Below are 18,983 nucleotides of genomic sequence, written 5' to 3' on the forward strand. Positions count from 1 at the left end.
TAAATATTGCCAAACAAAGCGATGAGTAACTACTCTACTAGAGTACCTATATTCTCACCATTTATAACTTTCATAAGCCCGCCTTCTTCTGCAAGTGCGAATACATATAACTTAATGGAATTGTCCTTGCAAAGAGTTGCTGCAGTTAGATCCATAACTTTTAAATCCTTCTCAACGATATCCATATACGTCAAGTGTTCATATCTAACAGCGCTTGGATCAAGCTTTGGATCCGCAGAATATACAGCATCAATAGCCTTTGCCATGAGAATAACCTCGGCGTCCATCTCAGCTGCCCTAAGAGCAGCAGTCGTATCTGTTGAGAAGAACGGACTTCCAGTTCCTCCGCCGAATATTACGACCTTACCCTCCTTCAAATAATCGAGAGCTTTGCGCCTAGAGTATCCTTCAGCCATATCCCTAATCTCAATAGCTGTCATAACTTTTGCTTCGCAGCCGATTGAGAGAAGTGAATCCTGTAAGGCTAAGGCGTTCATAACTGTGGCAAGCATACCCATGTAATCGGCAGTAGCCCTATCTATACTTCCACCGGTACGACCACGGAAGAAATTTCCTCCACCGACGACAATAGCTACATCAACACCATTCGCTCTGATTTCCTTTATCTGCTTAGCGGTCTTGAGAGTCACATCTGGATTAACCCCAAATTTATCTTCTCCAGCAAGCGCCTCGCCACTCAGTTTAATCAAAACTCTTTTGTACTTAATACCCATGATAACTCCTTATGATATCTATTTTTTGATGTCCGCTAGGTACATAACTGTAAACTTGTTACCGTCTTCAGATAGCTCAATGAGTTTCTGATATTCTGCTGCTTTACCGCTGCTGCTCTTTGACTGTATGAACTGCTGCAGCAAATCGTATACACGCTCTTCCTTTTCTGGTTCCATATAATCAAAGGAAACATCCTTCATCCCTTTGAATGTTCTCACGGTTTTAAAGAAATCCTCCTCGTTGCACACACCATCGATTAGACCGAGTTCTTTGGCTTGACTAGCTGAATAGACACGTCCATCCGCAATCTCTCTCACTCTACTCTCGGACATATTACGGCCCTTAGCAACAATCCTAACAAATTGATTATATGCTTCATCTATTAAACTCTGAAGTATTTCACGTTGCTCATCTGTGAGTTCAGTTGTCATGCTGCCCATAGCTTTATTTCGGCCGCTGGTAATCGTATTGGTCTTAATACCGAGCTTATCTAGCAAACCTCTAACATCATAGAGAGTCCCAGTCTTAACACCTATTGATCCGGTCCATGTATTTCGATTAGCATAAATCTTATCTCCAGCCATCGCGATATAGTATCCACCAGATGCGGCCTGGTCTTGAAAATAGAAATAAACTGGACGCTTTGTCTCACTCTTATACTTCATGAGTTCCTCGTATAATTCGTCAGATGTATAAACACTACCACCTGGAGAATTAACTCGGATGACAATACCTTTATTAGATGAATCATCAATCAGTTCATTGATTGTATGCATCGTCCAATTGTGATCATAAGTAGCCCTCGCACTAACATCGCCAATTTCGCCCTGAACATCTAGAACGGCAACTGAATTTCCTCCAAACGAACTTTTTCCAGAAACGGAGCTGAACCTAGCCCCACCAATATATGCGAGCGTTGTGAGCACTATACCTACAGTCAGCATAAGAACAAGGACTATTATCACAGCTATAAGCCATGAATTCTGGCTCTTTGTAGCTTGTCTAATCTTACCGCCGTAATTATCCTTGATATTATTATCTCTCATATTGTAATCCCTATATCCTATATATTAATCGATTAAGTAAATGTATAACTAACCATATGTTAGCAAATATCTCAATTATTATCTAGGTGTTATATCAATAACTTCTGCTGAATCTACTGCTGCACTAACAAGAGCCTCTACATCTAGTGCTTCTTCGGACTTTTCAATTTTACTTAACTTTGGCTTTGTAACAGGATGCTTAGGCAAGAATACCGTGCAGCAATCTTCATAGGGCTGAATTGAGATATCATACGTTCCAATCTCCTTAGCCTTATCCATAATATCCACTTTATCCATGGCTATCAGCGGTCTCATAACCGGCATCTTAACCACACTGTCAGTAACTACAAGCGCTTCCGCAGTCTGACTAGCAACCTGCCCGAGGTCTTCTCCAGTTATCAGCATCATATCCTTCTTTCGAATCGCAATACTCTCGGCTATACGCATCATGAAACGTCTAACGAGTAGCGTCGTCTCCTCTTCAGGGCAGTTTTTTACAATTTCTTCCTGAATCGGGAGAAGGTTTACAACATGCATTCTAATGGTTCCCATATATCCAGCAAGTGTCGCACAGAGATCCTCGACTTTCTGCTGGGCACGAGGACTGGTATAAGGATATGAATGGAAATGAACAGCCTCGATCCTCATACCACGTTTCGCCATCATAAATGCTGCCACTGGACTATCTATGCCTCCAGACATTAGGATTAGCCCTTTGCCATTCGTCCCAAGAGGTAGCCCACCAAAGCCTTTTATCTTATCCCTAAATATATATGTACCTTCACGGCGCACATCTACATATAATTCACAGTCAGGATTATGAACATCCACAGACAAAACCTTGCACGTTTTAAGAATCTTAGCTCCCACTATCCTGCCAATCTCTGGTGACTGTATAGGAAAAGTCTTATCAGCACGCTTTCCTTTTACTTTGAAGGTCTTAATTCCCTCTTTCTCTATAAGCTCCATCATGAACTCTGCTGCAGCTTCGCCGATTTTCTCGATATCTTTTTCCGCTTCAACGGCTGGACTTACTGAAGCAACACCAAAAACCTTTGAAACTCTTCTTATTACATCTTCTCTATCAATTTCCTTAGGAACCTTTACAATCATGAGTCCGTCATTCCACCTCGATTCTGTATTTTCATACGAAGTAAGAACCCCACGAACTCTCTCAAGAAGCACTCTCTCAAAATATGGCTTATTCATGCCCTTAAGCGCAACTTCTCCACATCTAACAATGTAAATATTTTTCTCGTTCATCATAACACCTATCTGAAGCTACCTAATCTTCTAAATCTTTTAACAGCTGCTGAGACCTTAGCAGCAACCTCATCCATCTCCTCTAGCGTATTAAACTCAGAGATACTAAATCTAATAGCACCTTCAATTTCTTTGTGACCTAGCCCCATTGCAGCCAGTACATGGCTATCGCTATTCTTATGAGATGAGCATGCCGAGCCCGTTGATACGAATATCTCATCCTGCTCTAAAGTATGAAGTATGACTTCCCCCCTAGCACCTAGAAATGAAACATTAAGAACCGAAGGAAAGCGCTTTCCATAATCAGAAACGTCAACCCCCACATCTATAGTGCCGTTAACTATTATATCATCAAGTTCAGACATTAGGCCTTCACGTAGTCGATTATTTAAATTGATGATATGTAATTGCTTTTCTGCCAAATTATCATAAGCAAGCTCTGTAGCTAACCCAAGTCCTGATATGCCCTGCGTATTCTCCGTGCCAGAACGATTCCCGTTCTCCTGACCGCCTCCAGTGATGAATGCCGGAAGCTTGAGTCCTGACTTCACATACATCGCTCCAACGCCCTTAGGTGCATGAAATTTGTGACCACTTATTGTAATTAAATCAAAAGGCACTGATCTAAGATTCATCTTGCCAAATGCCTGAACTGCATCAGTATGAAATAGTATATTTGTTCCATGAGCTTTATTGTAATCCTTGACAAGATCATATGCTGCTAAGATAGGCTGAATCATGCCAGTTTCATTATTTACAGCCATCAGCGTGACCAGTATTACATTATCGTCTAATTCCTCTTTTAAACAATCTAGCTTAATAGTTCCGATATTATCCACATCGAGATAGCATATTTCAAATCCATCTTCAGCTAGTTTCTTGCAAGGTTCCATAATCGCAGGGTGCTCAATCTTAGATGTGATAATTTTGTTACCTCTTCGTCTCAGCTTTCTCGCGGTGCTCAATATGGCGGTATTATCACCTTCGGTACCGCCAGAATTGAATATGATTTCCCCGTTTGCTGGGAAGGCTTTGGAAACCTGTCCTCTTGCTTCGCGAATTAACTCGGCGCTCCTAAAGCCGAGCATATGTAGCGATGAAGGGTTTCCAAAGTCTTCCTTACTCAGTTTATATATGAGCTCTGTCACTTCCTCGTATTGACATGTTGTTGCACTATTATCTAGATATATCATTATTTCTCCAATATCATTGATTGCTTTTAAAAAGCTCTCCGCAAGCGGAGAGCTTAATTTTACTTTGCATAATCTATTGCGCGAGTCTCTCTGACTACATTGACCTTGATGTTACCAGGATACTCAAGCTCAGCTTCAATCTTCTTAGCAATTTCTCTAGCCAGCATCGGAATTTCATCATCCTTAACCTGGTTTGGCTTAACTGCAACTCTGATTTCACGACCAGCTTGAATAGCATATGATTTATCAACGCCTTTAGTAGTATTTGCAATATTCTCTAGGCTCTGAAGTCTCTTTATATAAGCTTCAAGAGTCTCTCTTCTTGAGCCTGGTCTAGCAGCAGATAGAGCATCTGCAGCACCTACAAGAACCGCTTCAAGTGTCGTTGCTTCAACATCTCCGTGGTGAGCTTCAACTCCATTGATAACCTTCCAGGACTCCTTATACTTCTTGCAGATATTTACACCTATCTCTACATGTGTTCCTTCAACTTCGTGATCGATAGACTTTCCAATATCATGAAGTAATCCTGCTCGTTTTGCTAACCTTGGATCAAGCCCTAGTTCCGAAGCCATCATACCTGCAAGGAGAGCAACTTCTACGGAGTGCTTTAACACATTTTGACCATATGAAGTTCTGTATTTTAGTCTACCTAAAAGCTTAACCATCTCAGGATGGAGATTGTGAACACCTGTCTCGAAGCAAGCCTGTTCACCCTCCTCCTTGATAATGTTGTTGACTTCCTTTGTAGCCTTCTGTACCATCTCCTCGATGCGCGCTGGATGAATTCTTCCGTCTGAAATAAGCTTCTCGAGCGCTCTTTTAGCGATCTCTCTTCTTACTGGATCGAATCCTGATAAAATTACCGCCTCTGGTGTATCATCGATGATTAAATCGACTCCAGTTAGTGTCTCAATGGCTCTGATATTTCTTCCTTCTCTTCCGATGATACGGCCTTTCATATCATCGTTAGGAAGTGCCACTACTGAAACAGTCGTCTCTGCAACCTGGTCAGCCGCACATCTCTGAATTGCTAAAGTAATTATCTCTCTAGCCTTCTTATCTGCCTCATCCTTAGTTTCTTCTTCAACTCTAGTTATAATGGCCGAGGCATCTTTTCTCACATCCTTCTCGATTTCTTCAAGCAGGAGGTGCTTTGCCTCATCCTTTGAGTAACCGGAAATCTTCTCAAGTTCAGCAATCTGCTTCTCAATGTACTGATCGATTTCCTTATGCTTCTCATCCATCGAGCGCTCACGTTTAGATAACCCCTCTTCTCTACGCTCGATGCTTTCTAGTTTCTTTTCAATGTTTTCTTCCTTCTGAAGAATACGTCTTTCAGCTCTTGTAACCTCATTACGTCTGTCGCGAATTTCGTTCTCGAGATTTTCCTTGATTTGGTGCACCTCTTCTTTGGCTTCAAGAACCTTTTCTTTCTTGAGATTCTCAGCGGAACTTTCCGCATCAAGAATTATGTTCTGAGCCTTTTGCTCTGCACTTCCAATTTCTTTCTCTCCGACACGCTTACGCACACTGTAGCCAAGCAGCAATCCAATAATTAGGAATGCTATACCAGCTACCATAGTTATTAATAGCGGTGTCATGTTCAACTCCTTATTTAGTTATTTGTTAGTAATACAGTATATTTTTACTTATTAATTATTAAAAATAAGTATTTCGTGTATATAATCATACTGATTAATTATATATTTTAATGAAAACATAGTCAACTATTAGAGAATCTCTCTAATCATGCGTTCCGCTATTTTATCAAAATTTCTAGCTATATATGTGTCTCTTTTTGCCACTATTGGTATGCCAATATTACACGAAGCACGAATATTTTCATCCTCCATAATCACACCTAGTAGTTGCGATCTAAAACGCAAGTCGATCTCTACCAAGCTAGGTCCACATCCAAGATCATCACTCACAGGCATAACTCTATTTAAGACATAATGCCTGTTCATAATCTCGTTTTTTATTAATCTATCCTCTATAGCGTCTGCGTCTCTTATTGCAGAGTAATCTGGAGTTGTAACTATTATTACTTCATCAGCAGAACTATGGCACAAATCAACAGCACGATTTATACCTGGTGCACCGTCCATAATCACGATATCATACTCACCTTTAAGGTGTTCTATAAGTTCATCGATATCCGCCCTTGATATATCAATCCAGTTTCCACCTTGATGTGCAGGGATTATAGCAAGCTTATCCACAAAGTTAGAATGTATGATTGCATCCCTAGGTTCACATGTTCTCATAATTACATCATAAACATCAAATATCGCTTCATTTTGAACACCAAGATAGAGATCCAAATCTCTCATCCCCATATTCATATCAAGCAAAATAACACGCTTACCCATATATGCAAGCGTTAATCCGATGTTCGCAGCAAATGTGGACTTTCCCGTGCCACCTTTTCCAGACGTGATGTAAATTGTTTTGGACACCTTATCACACTCTCCATTTAAGAATCTTGTTCAATAATTCCTTCGCTTCTTAGACTAACATAGCTGTCACATCCGACTATTATGTGATCAAGCAACTTTATCCCTACTATCTTGCCAACCGCTTCGAGTCTTTTTGTTGCTGCAATATCAAGGTTGCTAGGCGTAGGGTCACCGCTAGGATGATTATGTGCAATTATAATGGCTGCAGCACTACGCCTTATAGCAATGCTATAAACCTCTCTAGGATGGATGTCGGCAGAATTTAATTCGCCAATAGAGACCGTATATTCAGATTCAATTTTACACTTTGTATTAAGAATAAACATCTGAACATGCTCGCGCTTTGCCCCACGCATACGTTCCATATAAATTTCAGCTATATCCTCAGCAGTTGTAATTGTCTTACCGGATTGTAGACTAGACCTTCTAACGCGTCTAGCTAGTTCCATGCTAGCAACAATTGAGCAAGCTTTGCTAATCCCTATACCGTCTACATTAAGCAGCTCTCTAGCATCCACACTAGCGATATTCTGTGATAAATCATCAGTGTAGTTCATCACTTCTTCCGCTAACTGAATCACCTTCTTTTCTGCTGTTCCAGTCCTTAAAATTAAAGCCAAAAGTTCGACATCAGAAAGTGATGATGCCCCAGAATACATTAGTTTTTCCTGTGGCAACCTGTATAGGTTGTTATTTTCATTATCCATATATAACCCTCTCTCGAGAGCAACACAATAGAATTATATCAAAACACCCTGTCTGCAACAAGCGCAGACAGGGTCCAAAATTCCTTAATTTAAAATATTAAATTTCAATTATTATATGGGTTCTAATATCTACCACGCTGGAGTATTGTTAAATTCTTAAGTGCCAGAAAAAGCATCATTACAAGCATCATAATTAACGCTTTTTCAACATAAATATTGTCAACTACCGCATAATTACAGATAATTCCTGCGAGAAACACTAACATAGCCATAAAGCAGTACCTTAAGCGAGCAGCGTACATTATAATCTCTTTACGTTTCTTGTCTTTTTGACCAACTGTAGTTACATACTTCACCACATAAAGAACACTAAGCACTGCCTGAAACAAGATTATCGCTGTAAAACCATACAGAATCTTTTTATCCGTTGTTCCAAAAAATCCAGCTATTTCAGAATGGAACAAGATAAGTATATCGAACAAAAATATCAGGTAACAATACCCTCTAACTTTACCAAGTGCAATCGCACCCTCTTTCATATATGACCTCCATTACTAACTGCATGAAACTCTTGCGGCCATAGCTACAATTGTATTTACAACCTCATCAATAGTCATATCAGAAGTATCTAACCTAATCGCATCTTCAGCCTGAACTAATGGATTAAGCTTCCTATTCATATCCTGATAATCTCTATCTTTGATTTCCTCGTGTATATCATCAAGATTTGCTTTTATCCCTTTTGACCTAAATTCATCATATCTACGGCGAGCCCTAACCATAGAATCAGCAGTTAAAAAAACCTTGAGTTCTGCATCTGTCAAAACATTGGTTCCTATGTCCCGCCCGTCCATGATTACACTTTTACCAGCAGCAATTCTTCGCTGTATGTCGACAAGCTTGCTTCTAACTTCTGGTATTTGAGAATAAATTGATGCAAACTTAGAAATCTCCTGAGTTCTTATAATATCGCTGACATCATCCCCGTCGAGAATAATCTTACCATTCACAAAATCAATAGTCGTCTCCTCTAATATATTGCTAATAGATATTAGATCATCAGGTTTAATTCCCTTGCGAGTGAGTTTTAGTCCTACAGCACGATACATAGCACCAGTATCAATATACTCGAGACCTAGCTTATCGCCTACAAGCTTGGCGATAGTACTTTTGCCTGCACCACCAGGCCCATCAATAGCAATTCTTATCATCTTCGCACCTTAATTCTCGTCAGTGGAATCTTCTTCGCCAGTCGACTCTTTTACATATCTCTCTGCGTCGTGACCATTTCTATCCTTTTCCAGTAGATTATTGATTTCTTTTACAAAGGTATCTATATCCGTAAATCTATGATATACAGATGCAAATCTTACATATGCTACCTGATCTAAATCACGAAGTTCATCCATGATAAGAGCCCCTATCATCTTGCTGTCTATCTCTTTTTCCATAGTGTTATTTAGACCACGTTCAATGTTATCAGCAATTCTCTGCACGTCATCGTACTTAACCTTGGTTTTCTCGCAAGCCTTTAATACACCATTTATCAGTTTGTTGCGGTCAAAACTCTCTCTAGTACCATCACTTTTTATTACCACAAGTAGCGAGTTTTCAATCTTCTCGAATGTTGTAAAACGCTTATGACACTTGTCACACTCACGACGACGTCTAATAGCAAGACCTTCTTCAACAGGTCTAGAATCAACAACCTTTGTATCAGGATTACCGCAATAAGGGCACTTCATATCGTTCCTCCATGTTTAATTAACAATAAAAAGTTTCGTAGCATATGATTTATCAATTTATTTATGGTTTATCTTAATTAAGTATATATAAGGGTTTGCATTCAGCATAAAGCTACGGCAAAAGTTATTTTGCAATGCTGTCCTTTAGGACTTTCGCCATAACCTTCTCGTACACCATGGTGTCGTACAGATTGTTCTGATCAGCATATTTTTCAATCGACATACCAGCAGCCTTTTCATACTGAGAGCGTGTATAACCTGCGTCCTTAAGAAGTTTATCTAAGTACTCCTTGTATTCCTTGTCAGATACTTTGATATTATACTGCTTAGCTAGAGCAAATAGCACAAGTTCTTGCCTAACAGTATTCTTTGCTGCAACTTTCGCTTGGTTTTCAAAAGCTTTTTTGGACATACCCATCGAACTCTTTAAATACTTCTCATAAGACATATCGTTTTTCTTAGCTAGAGACTTGTACGTGTCAATCATCTTCTTCTGAGCATCCTTAAGCTCCTTGCTAGGATATTTCTTAATCTTACTTGCATTTAAAATCTTCTGGAACAGCTCCTGCTTCTCGGAGCTTGCTGCTTGAGCTTTCTTATCCTTCAAAAGCTGTTCTTTGAGATTTTTCTCATACTCAGCTTTGTTCTTGAATTTTGTATTCTTTTTCACAAATTCATCATTATACTCAGGTGTAACAGTCTTAACTAGAGAGTTGAGCTTTATTGTAAACGTCGCTTTCTTACCTGAAAGCTCAGTGTTATTAGAATAGTTAGCAGGGAACGTAACCGTTATATCAAAAGTCTCTCCCACCTTATGTCCAACTATCTGCTCAGCAAATCCACTGATAAAATTGCTATCTCCCAGATTCAGTTCATATCCAGTAGCAGATCCACCATCAAACTTCTTGCCGTTAATCTTACCCGTATAATCAATGTTAACTATGCTATCTGAAGCTGCAGTTCCTTCTTTTACCTGTTCCTTGGTTTTCGCCTGTTCCAGCGTAGTATTAATTGCATCTTGGACCTCAGCATCGCTCACTGAAGCATCAGCCTTGGTGTACTCAAGATTCTTATACTTGCCCAGCTTTACATATTTACTAAAATCATCATAGTTATACTTGTCTGGTACAGATGCTCCACCGCACGCAGTAAGCATAAGTGCACCGGCTACCATAACCGCCACAATTGTCGACTTGCATATTTTGTTACGAGACATACTAAAACCCCTTATATATTGTGCTTGAAGTTGTTTATACTTATAAATTCTTTCAATATATATTATCATAGCAAATTCGAGGGTTCAACGAGTTTCACAGTAACCACACGAGCATTACAATTTATTAATTACAATCCCTAAGCAATAAAAGACAGGGCAATTGCCCTGTCCTCCGAACTAATTATTATTATTTTCCTGTTCTCTACGTTTTGCTAGCGCAGCTTCCTTACGAGCCTGTGCTCTCTCACGCTTAAGAACTTCATTTCTCGCCGTTAAGCCCCACCAAGTAACCGCGCAAACAGCAACGATTAGCCCGGCAATAAATATAACACCTATATGGCTTAGAAAATATTCCATTATTAGTTAGCCTTCTTTGCTAGTTCGCATAGCTCTGCAAAACCTGCAGCATCATAGATAGCCATCTCTGATAGCATCTTTCTGTTTAGCTCAATTCCGGACTTCTTGAGACCGTTCATTAGGTTGCTGTAGTTAATGCCGTTAGCTCTTGCAGCAGCATTAATTCTTGCGATCCAGAGTCTTCTGTACTCTCTCTTCTTGTTCTTTCTTCCAACGAACGCAGATCTTAGAGCTCTCATAACTGCTGGGTTAGCAGCTCTGAAGTTCTTGCTTCTCTGTCCGTAGAAGCCCTTTGCCTGCTTTAAAATCTTCTTGTGTCTCTTATGAGCGTTTACGCCCTTCTTTACTCTTGCCATATCTTAAAACCTCCCTAAACTACTTTGCCATTGATCTAAGCATACGCTTTGTATCTGCACTAGTAAGCACTGTGGACTTACGAAGACCTCTCTTTCTCTTGGCAGTCTTCTTTGTCAGAATATGGCTCTTAAATGCCTTGTTTCTCTTAATCTTACCTGAACCAGTAAGCTTCATTCTCTTGCTTGCGCCTCTATGAGACTTCATCTTGTTCTTTGCCATAATGATTTCCTCCTAAGTTGTTAATTCATTACTTACTATTCTTTGGTGATAGGAACATAGTAAGACTTCGTCCCTCAAACTTTGGCTTCTTATCTATGATGCCGTATTCAGAAACCAGCTCTGCGAAGCTGTTCATAACATCGAAGCCTTTCGCTGTATAATCACGTTCTCTCCCTCTGAATCTAAGGCTAACCTTGACCTTATCTCCATCCTTTAGGAACTTGATTGCTGTATTCGCCTTTACATTTACATCGTGCTCCTCGATAAATGTGCTGAGACGAACCTCCTTAACCTGCATGGTCTTCTGGTTCTTCTTAGCCATCTTATCCTTCTTCTGGAGCTCGTAGCGATATTTCCCGAAGTCTAGGATCTTGCAAACTGGCGGTTCAGCATTCGGAGAAACATTTACGAGGTCTAGATTAGCCTCTTCTGCAATTGCAAGCGCTTCTCTTATGCCCATAACTCCGCGCATATCTCCATTTTCATCTATCAAACGGACTTCCTTTGCACGAATATCTCCGTTGATCTGTTGTTTATCCTTGCTAATTGGTCTACCTCCATATAATAAAAAAAGCGGATACAGAAGTATCCGCGAATTAACTGAAATAAATCAAGTTATTGATAACCCGTACGCCTGTGCCCACAAGGTGAGAAGCGGATAACTTCTTCTTTGACTAGATGATTATAGACTATTGCTGAACTTGTGTCAATACTAAAAGACATATGCCTTTACTGTTTTTCAACTTCTTGTTCTGGCTTCATATTCTCCCAGTTCCACTCTCCTTTACACACAACCCTATTATACGAAGGTAACACTACTGAGATTATCGACATTATTCCTAGAATTATCAGGTACCAGTTATATGGAATCATACTAGTCGGATTTACTGCATTTTTAGTCAAGCTGGCGATTAGAAGGAACTGTGCTCCGTACGGAATGAAGCCCTGCATTATACATGAGAATATGTCGAGGAACGAAGCTGTTCTTCTAGGATCAATCTTATACTTCTCTGAAATTTCTTTGGCAATCTCACCAGTAACGATGATCGCTACTGTATTGTTAGCTGTTGCAGCATCTGTTAAAGCTGCTAATGCCGCGATTCCTACAGATGCAGATTTAGGACCTTTTAATAGCTTACTTGTCTTATCTATAATCCACTTAAGACCACCGTAATGCTTAGTAAGTTCTGCAAGACCACCTACAAACATTGATAAAATAAATACTTCAATCATACCCTGGTAACCTGTCCAGATTTTAGCTGCAACTTCCATAAGACCAATCGCACCAGTTCCAACACCTACTGCTGAAGCGCTGATAATTCCGATAATCAGTACGGCGAACACATTGAGTCCTAATAATGCGAGCCCGAGGACAAGCACGTATGGTACTACCTTTATCAAGTTATAATCTAAATTTCCAGTTACAGTACCACCCTTGCTAAAGATAACCATAAGTGAAAGAGTAATTAGCGCAGAAGGAATAGAAATCCAAGCATTAGTTTTAAACTTATCCTTAAGATCTACCCCTTGAGTCCTTGTAGCAGCAATAGTCGTGTCAGAAATCATCGACAGGTTATCCCCGAACATCGCACCTGTGAGAACAGCAGCAACCACGAATGACATATTAAGATCTGCTGTCTTAGCCATATTATAAGCAATTGGAACTATAGCTCCCACAGTACCCATAGATGTGCCAGTAGCAGTAGATAGAAATGCTGCTATTATGAAAATTCCTGGGACAATGAACCTAGGTGGAATAATCGCGAGTCCAAGATTTGCTGTTGACGATACTCCTCCCATCGCACCGGCAACAGAAGAAAATGCACCTGCTAAAAGGAATATCATGAGCATCGTCATAATATTTTCATCCCCAGCACCTCTTGCAAATAGTTTAAAATTATTGTCGATTCCCGTCTTGTGATACATTAAAAAAGCCAGTATAACTGCAATTGTCATAGCGACCACAGAAGGAAACTGATAAAATGCCATCTCTACACCCTTGGAATGTAGGACAATTCCAACGCCCAGGTAGATAACTATAAAGAATAGAAGTGGAATTAACGCCAAGCCACTTGCTTCTCTTTCCTGATGAAGTTTAACTTGTTCTTTCATTAAAATACCTCAGTAACTCGTTCAGCAAAAAAGCAACATATTAAATTAAAGCTTTTACTAATCCTATAAAAGCATTATTATTTATTTTACACAAAATTACACTCTCTTACACTGTAAATTTGTATTTTTCTTTGTATTTTAAGTGATTTTTATATAACTTTGTAAGTGTATCATTAAATTTAAAACGTCAATGGCATCAATCTAATGTTACAATCATATTAGCAAATGTTTTAGTTTATATAATAATGAGGAAATAATAAATGAAGTATTACAACATCTGCTTGGATGATACTGATTATTTATACTTAGGAAGAAATTCGAAACTTAATGTACAGTTCTGTCCATTGATAAAGAAAAAAGTAGTATATTTTATAGGATTGTAGAGTAAGGTCTTTACTTTGTTTTAAAGATCTAATGTGTTCAATATTTATAATAAGGATTTAACATATAAATACAATAACAAAATCAATGGTCACACTGATAAAATTTATCGTATTGCAATATCACATTTAACAATATACAATTAATAAATGAAATATTGCTGGGGGAGCGATAGCTGAGAGTTGCTTCACTTACGTATCAAATCGGTCATTTTATACATTAAGATGAAGCGAGACCCTTCTACCCTGCGGATAATGCCGTAGCGGGAAGCTGGCTAAAACATACAAGCACCCCCTCCTGTATAATAGGAGGTTTTTTTATGACTTTACAAAGTTTTGTTGAATCAAGAGTTGGTCAGGTATTGATTGTTTTTATAATCATCCTGTTGCTATGCTTAATTACAGTTAGTGGGAAATCAAAGAATGATAACAAGAAAATAGATGTTAAAGCACTAACCATTTCCTCACTTCTAATTGCAATTGCTGTGGTACTATCCAACATTAAGATATTTACCATGCCTCAAGGAGGCTCTGTCACCCTACTCTCACTTCTTCCAATAGCGGTAATCACATACCTGTACGGAACAAAGCGCGGAGTAACTGCCGGAGTTGCGCTCGGTCTTGTAAATCTAATCTTTGGACCTTACGTAATCCATCCGGTTCAGCTACTTCTCGACTATCCGATTGCTTTCGGAGCCCTCGGTCTTGGTGGAGCACTGCGCGACGGAAAGAACGGGCTCACAAAGGTATACCTTACAGGTGTATTTGCAAGATACTTCTGTGCTGTGGCATCGGGCATAATCTTCTTTGGAGCGTATGCGCCAAAGGGATTCCACGCAGTTACATGGTCGATTTGGTACAACTTCACTTACCTAGCAGTTGAAGCTGCAATAACGGTTGTTGTAATTAATATGCCACCTGTTAAGAGCATATTTGAGAGGATTAAGAATGAAAACTAAGCTTGATAATCCTTTGTTATCAAGATATGACAGAGTCATTCTTGCATCGAAATCACCACGTAGATTAGAAATCTTGAGGAATCATGGTGTTGAACCAATCGTAATGCCAGGAAATGCCGACGAGGAACTGCCAGATGGTATATCTTTTACGGATGCAGTGACGATGCTTTCCGAGAGAAAAGCTATGGCAGCACTAGAGCTTCCAGATATATTAGGACTTGAAGGCAAATTGCTACTTATAGCTTCGGACACTATCGTCTATAAAGACATTATCATGGGCAAGCCGCACGATAACGAGGATGCTTTTAATATGCTTGCTTCGCTTAGAAATGATACTCATTACGTGGCTACAGGAGTTACACTTATCGACATTATTGACGGAGTTCCTCAGCTTGATGACAGATGCTCATTTGCTGAAGTTACGAAGATCATCTGCGGTGATTATACAGATGAAGATATATGGTCATATATAAAGACTGGTGAACCGGCTGACAAAGCTGGCGCATATGCTATCCAAGGTGGTTTTAGAAAATATATCAAAGAGTTTAGAGGAGATTACGAAAATGTCGTTGGGCTACCTTATAATATGATAATCAGCGAACTTAATAAACAATATTAACATCAATGTAAATGGGGCTGCATATTACATATGCTAGCCCCACTTTTTATAGCTTCATATAATATGACATTTGACACGCGCCACTTGCTCCAGCCGAGGAAACTTCTTCTATATTTAACTCGTCGATTCCACCTATCGCATATACCGGTACATCAACTTGCTCTACTATACTTGTCAGGAAGTCTATACCACGTCCTGGAAGCCCTTTCTTGCAATCAGTTTCATAGATATGACCCGCGATTATGGCATTAGCACCCGCACAACTGACTCTAAGCGCCTCTTGAAGAGAATGAACTGAAACCCAAGCTTTTAAGCCGTCCAAGGATTCAATATTAGATTCATAATCAGCAATTGATAATTGAACGACTGTACCGAGTTCGCGCGCAATCTTATAGTACTTGTTCACAATTAGTCTTACGGAGTATAAATCACAGAGCAATTTAACTTTATAAGCTAGTTCCCTATATTCGTCTTCAGAAAGATCTTTCTCTCTAAGTATCACGATATCCGGCTTCGAAATTGCAAATACTATCTTAAGTTGTTCATAAAGTGACCTATCAGTTAAGTGGCGGTTCGTTACACAGATTTTTTTAAACGTACACATAATCGTTCATAACCGGCTGCATGCCGTGCTCCTTAAGAGCCTTACAGATTTCATCGACGGATCTTCCGTCTGCAATTTCAAACTGATTATCACCAGAACTCGTTTCATCATCGCTATGGCTACCGATTCCAGTATCCACACCTGCTGAGATTTTTGTAGCAGTTATACCCATGACATTATCTCTGAATCCAGCTCGCTCGCGAGTTGAAATGGTCATCGCAGCAAACGGAAGAAAAATCCTATATGCGGAAATAACTTGAAGCAGTTGGCGTTCTCCCACAATCTCATTATTCTGATTCGGTGTGAACATCGCCCCTTCATCGTTATTGCTGATGATTGGCCTCAGTCTTGGACATGAAAGCGAAATCTCTGCCCATGGATACTTACGCTGAATTAGATATGCATGAAGTCCTGTCGCTAAAGCATCTTTTCTAAAATTATCAAGTCCTAGAAGTGCCGCAAATCCTACGCCCCTCATCCCGCCCATAAGCGCTCTCTCCTGGGCATTAAACCTATATGGAAAAACCCTCTTGTGTCCAGCTAGGTGAAGCCTCTCATATTCATCGGAATTATACGTCTCTTGAAAGACAGTTACGTAGTCAGCTCCGCACGACTTTAGATACGCATACTCATCCGAGTTCATTGGATATACCTCAATCCCGATGTTCTTGAAGTATCTTCTGCCAATTTTACACGCTTCACCGATATATTCTATATCTGACTTACTCCTACTTTCACCTGTTAAAATTAGTATCTCTTCAAGCCCGGTTTTCGCTATAGCCTTCATCTCCTTCTCTATCTCGTCCGCGCATAACTTTGCTCTATGAATTTTATTATGGCAGTTGAAACCGCAGTACACACAGTAGTTCTCGCAGTAATTCGATATATAGAGAGGTGTAAATAAATTTACAACATTACCGAAATGTTTCCTCCTCTCGATACTTGCTTTCTTGGCGATTTGCTCTAGGTATTTGTCAGCTGCGGGAGATAGCAGTGCTTTGAAGTCATCGATACTGCAGCTATCAGCCTTAATAGCGCGCACTACATCTGATTCGCTGTATTCCAAAGGGTTATATGAATTAATTTCGGCTATAACTCTATCAAAAGTATCATGAGGAATAATCTCCATTCCATCCATATAAGTCATATGGTCAGTGCGCAGCCTCGTTTTCTCACTACCAGATGACTCCATACGTTTTACATCATTCATATTTTAATCCTCCAGAAATCCAGTAAGCGGTGACGATGCCACTCCGCCATCTCTTACGATGCGTCCAAGACCAGCAAGGTAAGCTGCTCTACCTGCCTTAATGGCACTTCCAAATGCTCCTGCCATCCCTGCTACGTCATTTGCCGTAGCGATTGCCGTATTAGCCATAATCGCACTTACACCCATTTCCATAGCTTCACAAGCCTGAGATGGTGAACCTATACCGGCATCAACAATGATTGGGATATCCACCTCATCAACGAGAATCTTGATTATATCCTTAGTTACTAATCCCCTATTTGAACCGATTGGTGCAGCTAGTGGCATAATAGTCGAAGCGCCTGCATCTACGAGAGCTCTTGCAACATTAAGATCCGGATACATGTACGGCATCACGACAAATCCTTCATTTGCCAAAATCTCTGTTGCACGTATAGTCTCATAATTATCTGGGAACAAATACTTCGAATCCTTGATGACTTCAATCTTAATGAAGTCGCCGCATCCCAGCTCCCTAGCGAGCCTTGCTATTCGAACCGCTTCTTCAGCATTCCTCGCTCCAGATGTGTTAGGAAGCAGAGTTACGTGGTCTGGGATGTACTGAAGGATATTCTGAACGTCTGTATTAGCTCTTCTCACCGAGAGAGTAATCATCTCTGCCCTTGCCTGTTCAACGGCAGCCCGTATCAATTCCACATCGTATTTGCCTGAACCCAATATAAATCTGGAATCAAATTCATGACCACCAATCACTAATTTATCATTCATTATGTGCTCCTTATATTTTAAAAACTCCTGTTTACGCGTGTAACAAAAATCCCTTTATCCCAATTACATCTCAATCTATCTCGTTTTAATATTAGATATCGATTAAATATTATCCACTCCTAGAATATGCCCTATCACGATATTCGCCTGATGACCTGCACAGATAGAAACCCTTGGTGCCATTAGTCCAATGCCACTATCGACATCAGTGCATCCATCTCCACAAATGAATAACCTGTCCATGATACGTCTGGACTTTATTTCATTTGCGCTGTCATATCCAGCCATTCCAGAGCCAGAAATTACGATTGGCCCATCTTTAATTGATAGTAGTGAATCGATAAGCATAGCTTTCGACTCAGCACTATCGAAAGCCTCACACACAATATCAAAACTTTCAAATATCTCTTTGCAGTTATCCGCCATTACACGAATACACTCGGTAGTTACTCTCATATACGGATTAATCTCCATGAGAATTTCCGTAATGGCATCGACTTTACGCATTCCTATATGCTTAACAGTGTATGCCTGCCTGTTCAAATTAGTTATATCTACGATATCGAAATCTACAATATGAAGGTGCCCTACTCCGCTTCTAGCGAGCATAACCGCGATATTTGAACCGAGACCACCCGCACCTGCAATGGCTACGCTTGCCCGCTTTAGTTTCTGATGGACAGCCTGTGAAAATCTATCGTCTTTAGCCTTATCAAACTCACTGGCACTAGGAAACTTCTTAGTAGAAGAATTTAAATTGTCCATCGTTTAACCTCCTCCCATGAAGCAAACTATTTCTATCTTGTCACCATCGTTTATTAGAGTGTCTGCATAATTCTTCTTAGGTATGATCTCACCAAGCCTCTCTACCGCAATACGAGATGTACTATACGAGAGCGATATCAAAAGGTCTTGTACTGTCATGCTAGATGTATATTCAATTTCCTTACCGTTTACCTTAATCAAATTCTCACCACCTTTCATAATGGACTTTATAATTCGCCTATTTCCCTCGATTCGTTTATTAGCTG

At 39.9% G+C, this 18,983-nt stretch carries 23 protein-coding genes and 1 other annotated feature; of the genes, 2 read left to right on the plus strand and 21 right to left on the minus strand.

Annotated elements, in window-relative coordinates:
- Positions 1-29: 29 nt before the first annotated feature.
- The 16 genes from pyrH to Q7O90_RS07410 all read right to left on the minus strand — a co-directional run bounded on the left by pyrH (position 30) and on the right by Q7O90_RS07410 (position 13,412).
- On the minus strand, positions 30-734 hold the full coding sequence (pyrH, locus tag Q7O90_RS07335; protein ID WP_330403830.1) for a UMP kinase: 705 nt from the start codon (positions 732-734) through the stop codon (positions 30-32).
- 18 nt (positions 735-752) lie between these two features.
- Positions 753-1,781, minus strand: a complete 1,029-nt coding sequence (gene sppA / locus Q7O90_RS07340) for a signal peptide peptidase SppA (protein WP_304129004.1) — start codon at positions 1,779-1,781, stop codon at positions 753-755.
- A 78-nt stretch (positions 1,782-1,859) separates the two neighbouring features.
- Complete coding sequence (gene thiI, locus Q7O90_RS07345) at positions 1,860-3,044, minus strand: tRNA uracil 4-sulfurtransferase ThiI (RefSeq protein ID WP_304129005.1); 1,185 nt, start codon at positions 3,042-3,044, stop codon at positions 1,860-1,862.
- A gap of 8 nt (positions 3,045-3,052) precedes the next feature.
- Positions 3,053-4,237: a cysteine desulfurase family protein gene (locus Q7O90_RS07350; RefSeq protein WP_304129008.1), complete on the minus strand. Its 1,185-nt coding sequence runs from the start codon at positions 4,235-4,237 to the stop codon at positions 3,053-3,055.
- A gap of 59 nt (positions 4,238-4,296) precedes the next feature.
- A complete protein-coding gene (gene rny / locus Q7O90_RS07355; RefSeq protein WP_334293711.1) occupies positions 4,297-5,847 on the minus strand; it encodes a ribonuclease Y in 1,551 nt (516 codons plus the stop codon).
- A gap of 123 nt (positions 5,848-5,970) precedes the next feature.
- Positions 5,971-6,699, minus strand: a complete 729-nt coding sequence (locus Q7O90_RS07360; protein WP_304129010.1) for an AAA family ATPase — start codon at positions 6,697-6,699, stop codon at positions 5,971-5,973.
- A gap of 17 nt (positions 6,700-6,716) precedes the next feature.
- The gene (gene radC, locus Q7O90_RS07365) at positions 6,717-7,406 is read right to left on the minus strand and encodes a RadC family protein (protein ID WP_287300689.1); all 690 of its coding nucleotides are present in this window, start codon (positions 7,404-7,406) and stop codon (positions 6,717-6,719) included.
- A gap of 122 nt (positions 7,407-7,528) precedes the next feature.
- A complete protein-coding gene (locus Q7O90_RS07370) occupies positions 7,529-7,945 on the minus strand; it encodes a hypothetical protein (protein WP_304129013.1) in 417 nt (138 codons plus the stop codon).
- A 15-nt stretch (positions 7,946-7,960) separates the two neighbouring features.
- Complete coding sequence (gene cmk / locus Q7O90_RS07375) at positions 7,961-8,617, minus strand: (d)CMP kinase (RefSeq protein ID WP_304129015.1); 657 nt, start codon at positions 8,615-8,617, stop codon at positions 7,961-7,963.
- Between the two features lie 9 nt (positions 8,618-8,626).
- Positions 8,627-9,151, minus strand: coding sequence for a transcriptional regulator NrdR (gene nrdR, locus Q7O90_RS07380; RefSeq protein WP_330667073.1), 525 nt, complete (start codon positions 9,149-9,151; stop codon positions 8,627-8,629).
- Between the two features lie 124 nt (positions 9,152-9,275).
- Positions 9,276-10,367: a trigger factor gene (gene tig, locus Q7O90_RS07385; RefSeq protein ID WP_304129017.1), complete on the minus strand. Its 1,092-nt coding sequence runs from the start codon at positions 10,365-10,367 to the stop codon at positions 9,276-9,278.
- A gap of 177 nt (positions 10,368-10,544) precedes the next feature.
- Positions 10,545-10,724: a hypothetical protein gene (locus tag Q7O90_RS07390; RefSeq protein ID WP_298571472.1), complete on the minus strand. Its 180-nt coding sequence runs from the start codon at positions 10,722-10,724 to the stop codon at positions 10,545-10,547.
- A 2-nt stretch (positions 10,725-10,726) separates the two neighbouring features.
- Complete coding sequence (gene rplT, locus Q7O90_RS07395) at positions 10,727-11,080, minus strand: 50S ribosomal protein L20 (RefSeq protein WP_094234367.1); 354 nt, start codon at positions 11,078-11,080, stop codon at positions 10,727-10,729.
- A 19-nt stretch (positions 11,081-11,099) separates the two neighbouring features.
- A complete protein-coding gene (rpmI, locus tag Q7O90_RS07400) occupies positions 11,100-11,300 on the minus strand; it encodes a 50S ribosomal protein L35 (RefSeq protein ID WP_106057012.1) in 201 nt (66 codons plus the stop codon).
- 28 nt (positions 11,301-11,328) lie between these two features.
- Positions 11,329-11,907 (minus strand): translation initiation factor IF-3, encoded by a 579-nt coding sequence (infC, locus tag Q7O90_RS07405; RefSeq protein ID WP_442929258.1) that lies wholly within the window; start codon positions 11,905-11,907, stop codon positions 11,329-11,331.
- Positions 11,860-11,977 (minus strand) — a sequence feature (ribosomal protein L20 leader region). Its footprint overlaps the gene before it by 48 nt.
- A 52-nt stretch (positions 11,978-12,029) precedes the next feature.
- Positions 12,030-13,412: a Na+/H+ antiporter NhaC family protein gene (locus Q7O90_RS07410; protein WP_304129023.1), complete on the minus strand. Its 1,383-nt coding sequence runs from the start codon at positions 13,410-13,412 to the stop codon at positions 12,030-12,032.
- Between the two features lie 700 nt (positions 13,413-14,112).
- On the opposite strand from Q7O90_RS07410, the gene thiT reads away from it, so the two are divergent.
- Together thiT and Q7O90_RS07420 are read left to right on the plus strand one after the other, a co-directional pair.
- Positions 14,113-14,751, plus strand: a complete 639-nt coding sequence (thiT, locus tag Q7O90_RS07415; RefSeq protein WP_304129025.1) for an energy-coupled thiamine transporter ThiT — start codon at positions 14,113-14,115, stop codon at positions 14,749-14,751.
- Positions 14,741-15,370, plus strand: coding sequence for a Maf family protein (locus Q7O90_RS07420; protein WP_304129027.1), 630 nt, complete (start codon positions 14,741-14,743; stop codon positions 15,368-15,370). Before thiT ends, Q7O90_RS07420 begins: the two co-directional genes overlap by 11 nt.
- 46 nt (positions 15,371-15,416) lie before the next feature.
- Here Q7O90_RS07420 and Q7O90_RS07425 read toward each other — a convergent pair whose 3' ends face one another.
- From Q7O90_RS07425 to thiS, 5 genes are all read right to left on the minus strand, one after another.
- Positions 15,417-15,974: a thiamine phosphate synthase gene (locus Q7O90_RS07425; protein WP_304129028.1), complete on the minus strand. Its 558-nt coding sequence runs from the start codon at positions 15,972-15,974 to the stop codon at positions 15,417-15,419.
- Positions 15,961-17,184: a 2-iminoacetate synthase ThiH gene (gene thiH, locus Q7O90_RS07430; RefSeq protein ID WP_304129030.1), complete on the minus strand. Its 1,224-nt coding sequence runs from the start codon at positions 17,182-17,184 to the stop codon at positions 15,961-15,963. Before thiH ends, Q7O90_RS07425 begins: the two co-directional genes overlap by 14 nt.
- A 3-nt stretch (positions 17,185-17,187) precedes the next feature.
- Positions 17,188-17,952 carry a thiazole synthase gene (locus tag Q7O90_RS07435; RefSeq protein WP_304129032.1) on the minus strand — a complete coding sequence of 255 codons (765 nt, stop codon included), beginning with the start codon at positions 17,950-17,952 and terminating at the stop codon, positions 17,188-17,190.
- Positions 17,953-18,054: 102 nt separating this feature from the next.
- Positions 18,055-18,717 carry a sulfur carrier protein ThiS adenylyltransferase ThiF gene (gene thiF / locus Q7O90_RS07440; protein ID WP_304129034.1) on the minus strand — a complete coding sequence of 221 codons (663 nt, stop codon included), beginning with the start codon at positions 18,715-18,717 and terminating at the stop codon, positions 18,055-18,057.
- A gap of 3 nt (positions 18,718-18,720) precedes the next feature.
- The gene (gene thiS, locus Q7O90_RS07445; RefSeq protein ID WP_304129036.1) at positions 18,721-18,918 is read right to left on the minus strand and encodes a sulfur carrier protein ThiS; all 198 of its coding nucleotides are present in this window, start codon (positions 18,916-18,918) and stop codon (positions 18,721-18,723) included.
- Between the last annotated feature and the right edge of the window lie 65 nt (positions 18,919-18,983).

Source organism: Mogibacterium diversum, from assembly GCF_938028775.1.
Classification (GTDB): Bacteria; Bacillota; Clostridia; order Peptostreptococcales; family Anaerovoracaceae; genus Mogibacterium; species Mogibacterium diversum_A.

Bases quoted from the DNA above. Each gene is read 5' to 3' on its own strand.
- pyrH (WP_330403830.1), bottom strand. From the start codon at position 734: ATGGGTATTAAGTACAAAAGAGTTTTGATTAAACTGAGTGGCGAGGCG.
- Q7O90_RS07350 (WP_304129008.1), bottom strand. From the start codon at position 4,237: ATGATATATCTAGATAATAGTGCAACAACATGTCAATACGAGGAAGTG.
- tig (WP_304129017.1), bottom strand. From the start codon at position 10,367: ATGTCTCGTAACAAAATATGCAAGTCGACAATTGTGGCGGTTATGGTA.
- radC (WP_287300689.1), bottom strand. From the start codon at position 7,406: ATGGATAATGAAAATAACAACCTATACAGGTTGCCACAGGAAAAACTA.
- Q7O90_RS07420 (WP_304129027.1), top strand. From the start codon at position 14,741: ATGAAAACTAAGCTTGATAATCCTTTGTTATCAAGATATGACAGAGTC.
- thiF (WP_304129034.1), bottom strand. From the start codon at position 18,717: ATGGACAATTTAAATTCTTCTACTAAGAAGTTTCCTAGTGCCAGTGAG.
- cmk (WP_304129015.1), bottom strand. From the start codon at position 8,617: ATGATAAGAATTGCTATTGATGGGCCTGGTGGTGCAGGCAAAAGTACT.
- sppA (WP_304129004.1), bottom strand. From the start codon at position 1,781: ATGAGAGATAATAATATCAAGGATAATTACGGCGGTAAGATTAGACAA.
- Q7O90_RS07410 (WP_304129023.1), bottom strand. From the start codon at position 13,412: ATGAAAGAACAAGTTAAACTTCATCAGGAAAGAGAAGCAAGTGGCTTG.
- thiI (WP_304129005.1), bottom strand. From the start codon at position 3,044: ATGAACGAGAAAAATATTTACATTGTTAGATGTGGAGAAGTTGCGCTT.
- nrdR (WP_330667073.1), bottom strand. From the start codon at position 9,151: ATGAAGTGCCCTTATTGCGGTAATCCTGATACAAAGGTTGTTGATTCT.
- thiH (WP_304129030.1), bottom strand. From the start codon at position 17,184: ATGAATGATGTAAAACGTATGGAGTCATCTGGTAGTGAGAAAACGAGG.
- Q7O90_RS07370 (WP_304129013.1), bottom strand. From the start codon at position 7,945: ATGAAAGAGGGTGCGATTGCACTTGGTAAAGTTAGAGGGTATTGTTAC.
- Q7O90_RS07390 (WP_298571472.1), bottom strand. From the start codon at position 10,724: ATGGAATATTTTCTAAGCCATATAGGTGTTATATTTATTGCCGGGCTA.
- Q7O90_RS07425 (WP_304129028.1), bottom strand. From the start codon at position 15,974: ATGTGTACGTTTAAAAAAATCTGTGTAACGAACCGCCACTTAACTGAT.
- rpmI (WP_106057012.1), bottom strand. From the start codon at position 11,300: ATGGCAAAGAACAAGATGAAGTCTCATAGAGGCGCAAGCAAGAGAATG.
- rplT (WP_094234367.1), bottom strand. From the start codon at position 11,080: ATGGCAAGAGTAAAGAAGGGCGTAAACGCTCATAAGAGACACAAGAAG.
- Q7O90_RS07435 (WP_304129032.1), bottom strand. From the start codon at position 17,952: ATGAATGATAAATTAGTGATTGGTGGTCATGAATTTGATTCCAGATTT.
- thiT (WP_304129025.1), top strand. From the start codon at position 14,113: ATGACTTTACAAAGTTTTGTTGAATCAAGAGTTGGTCAGGTATTGATT.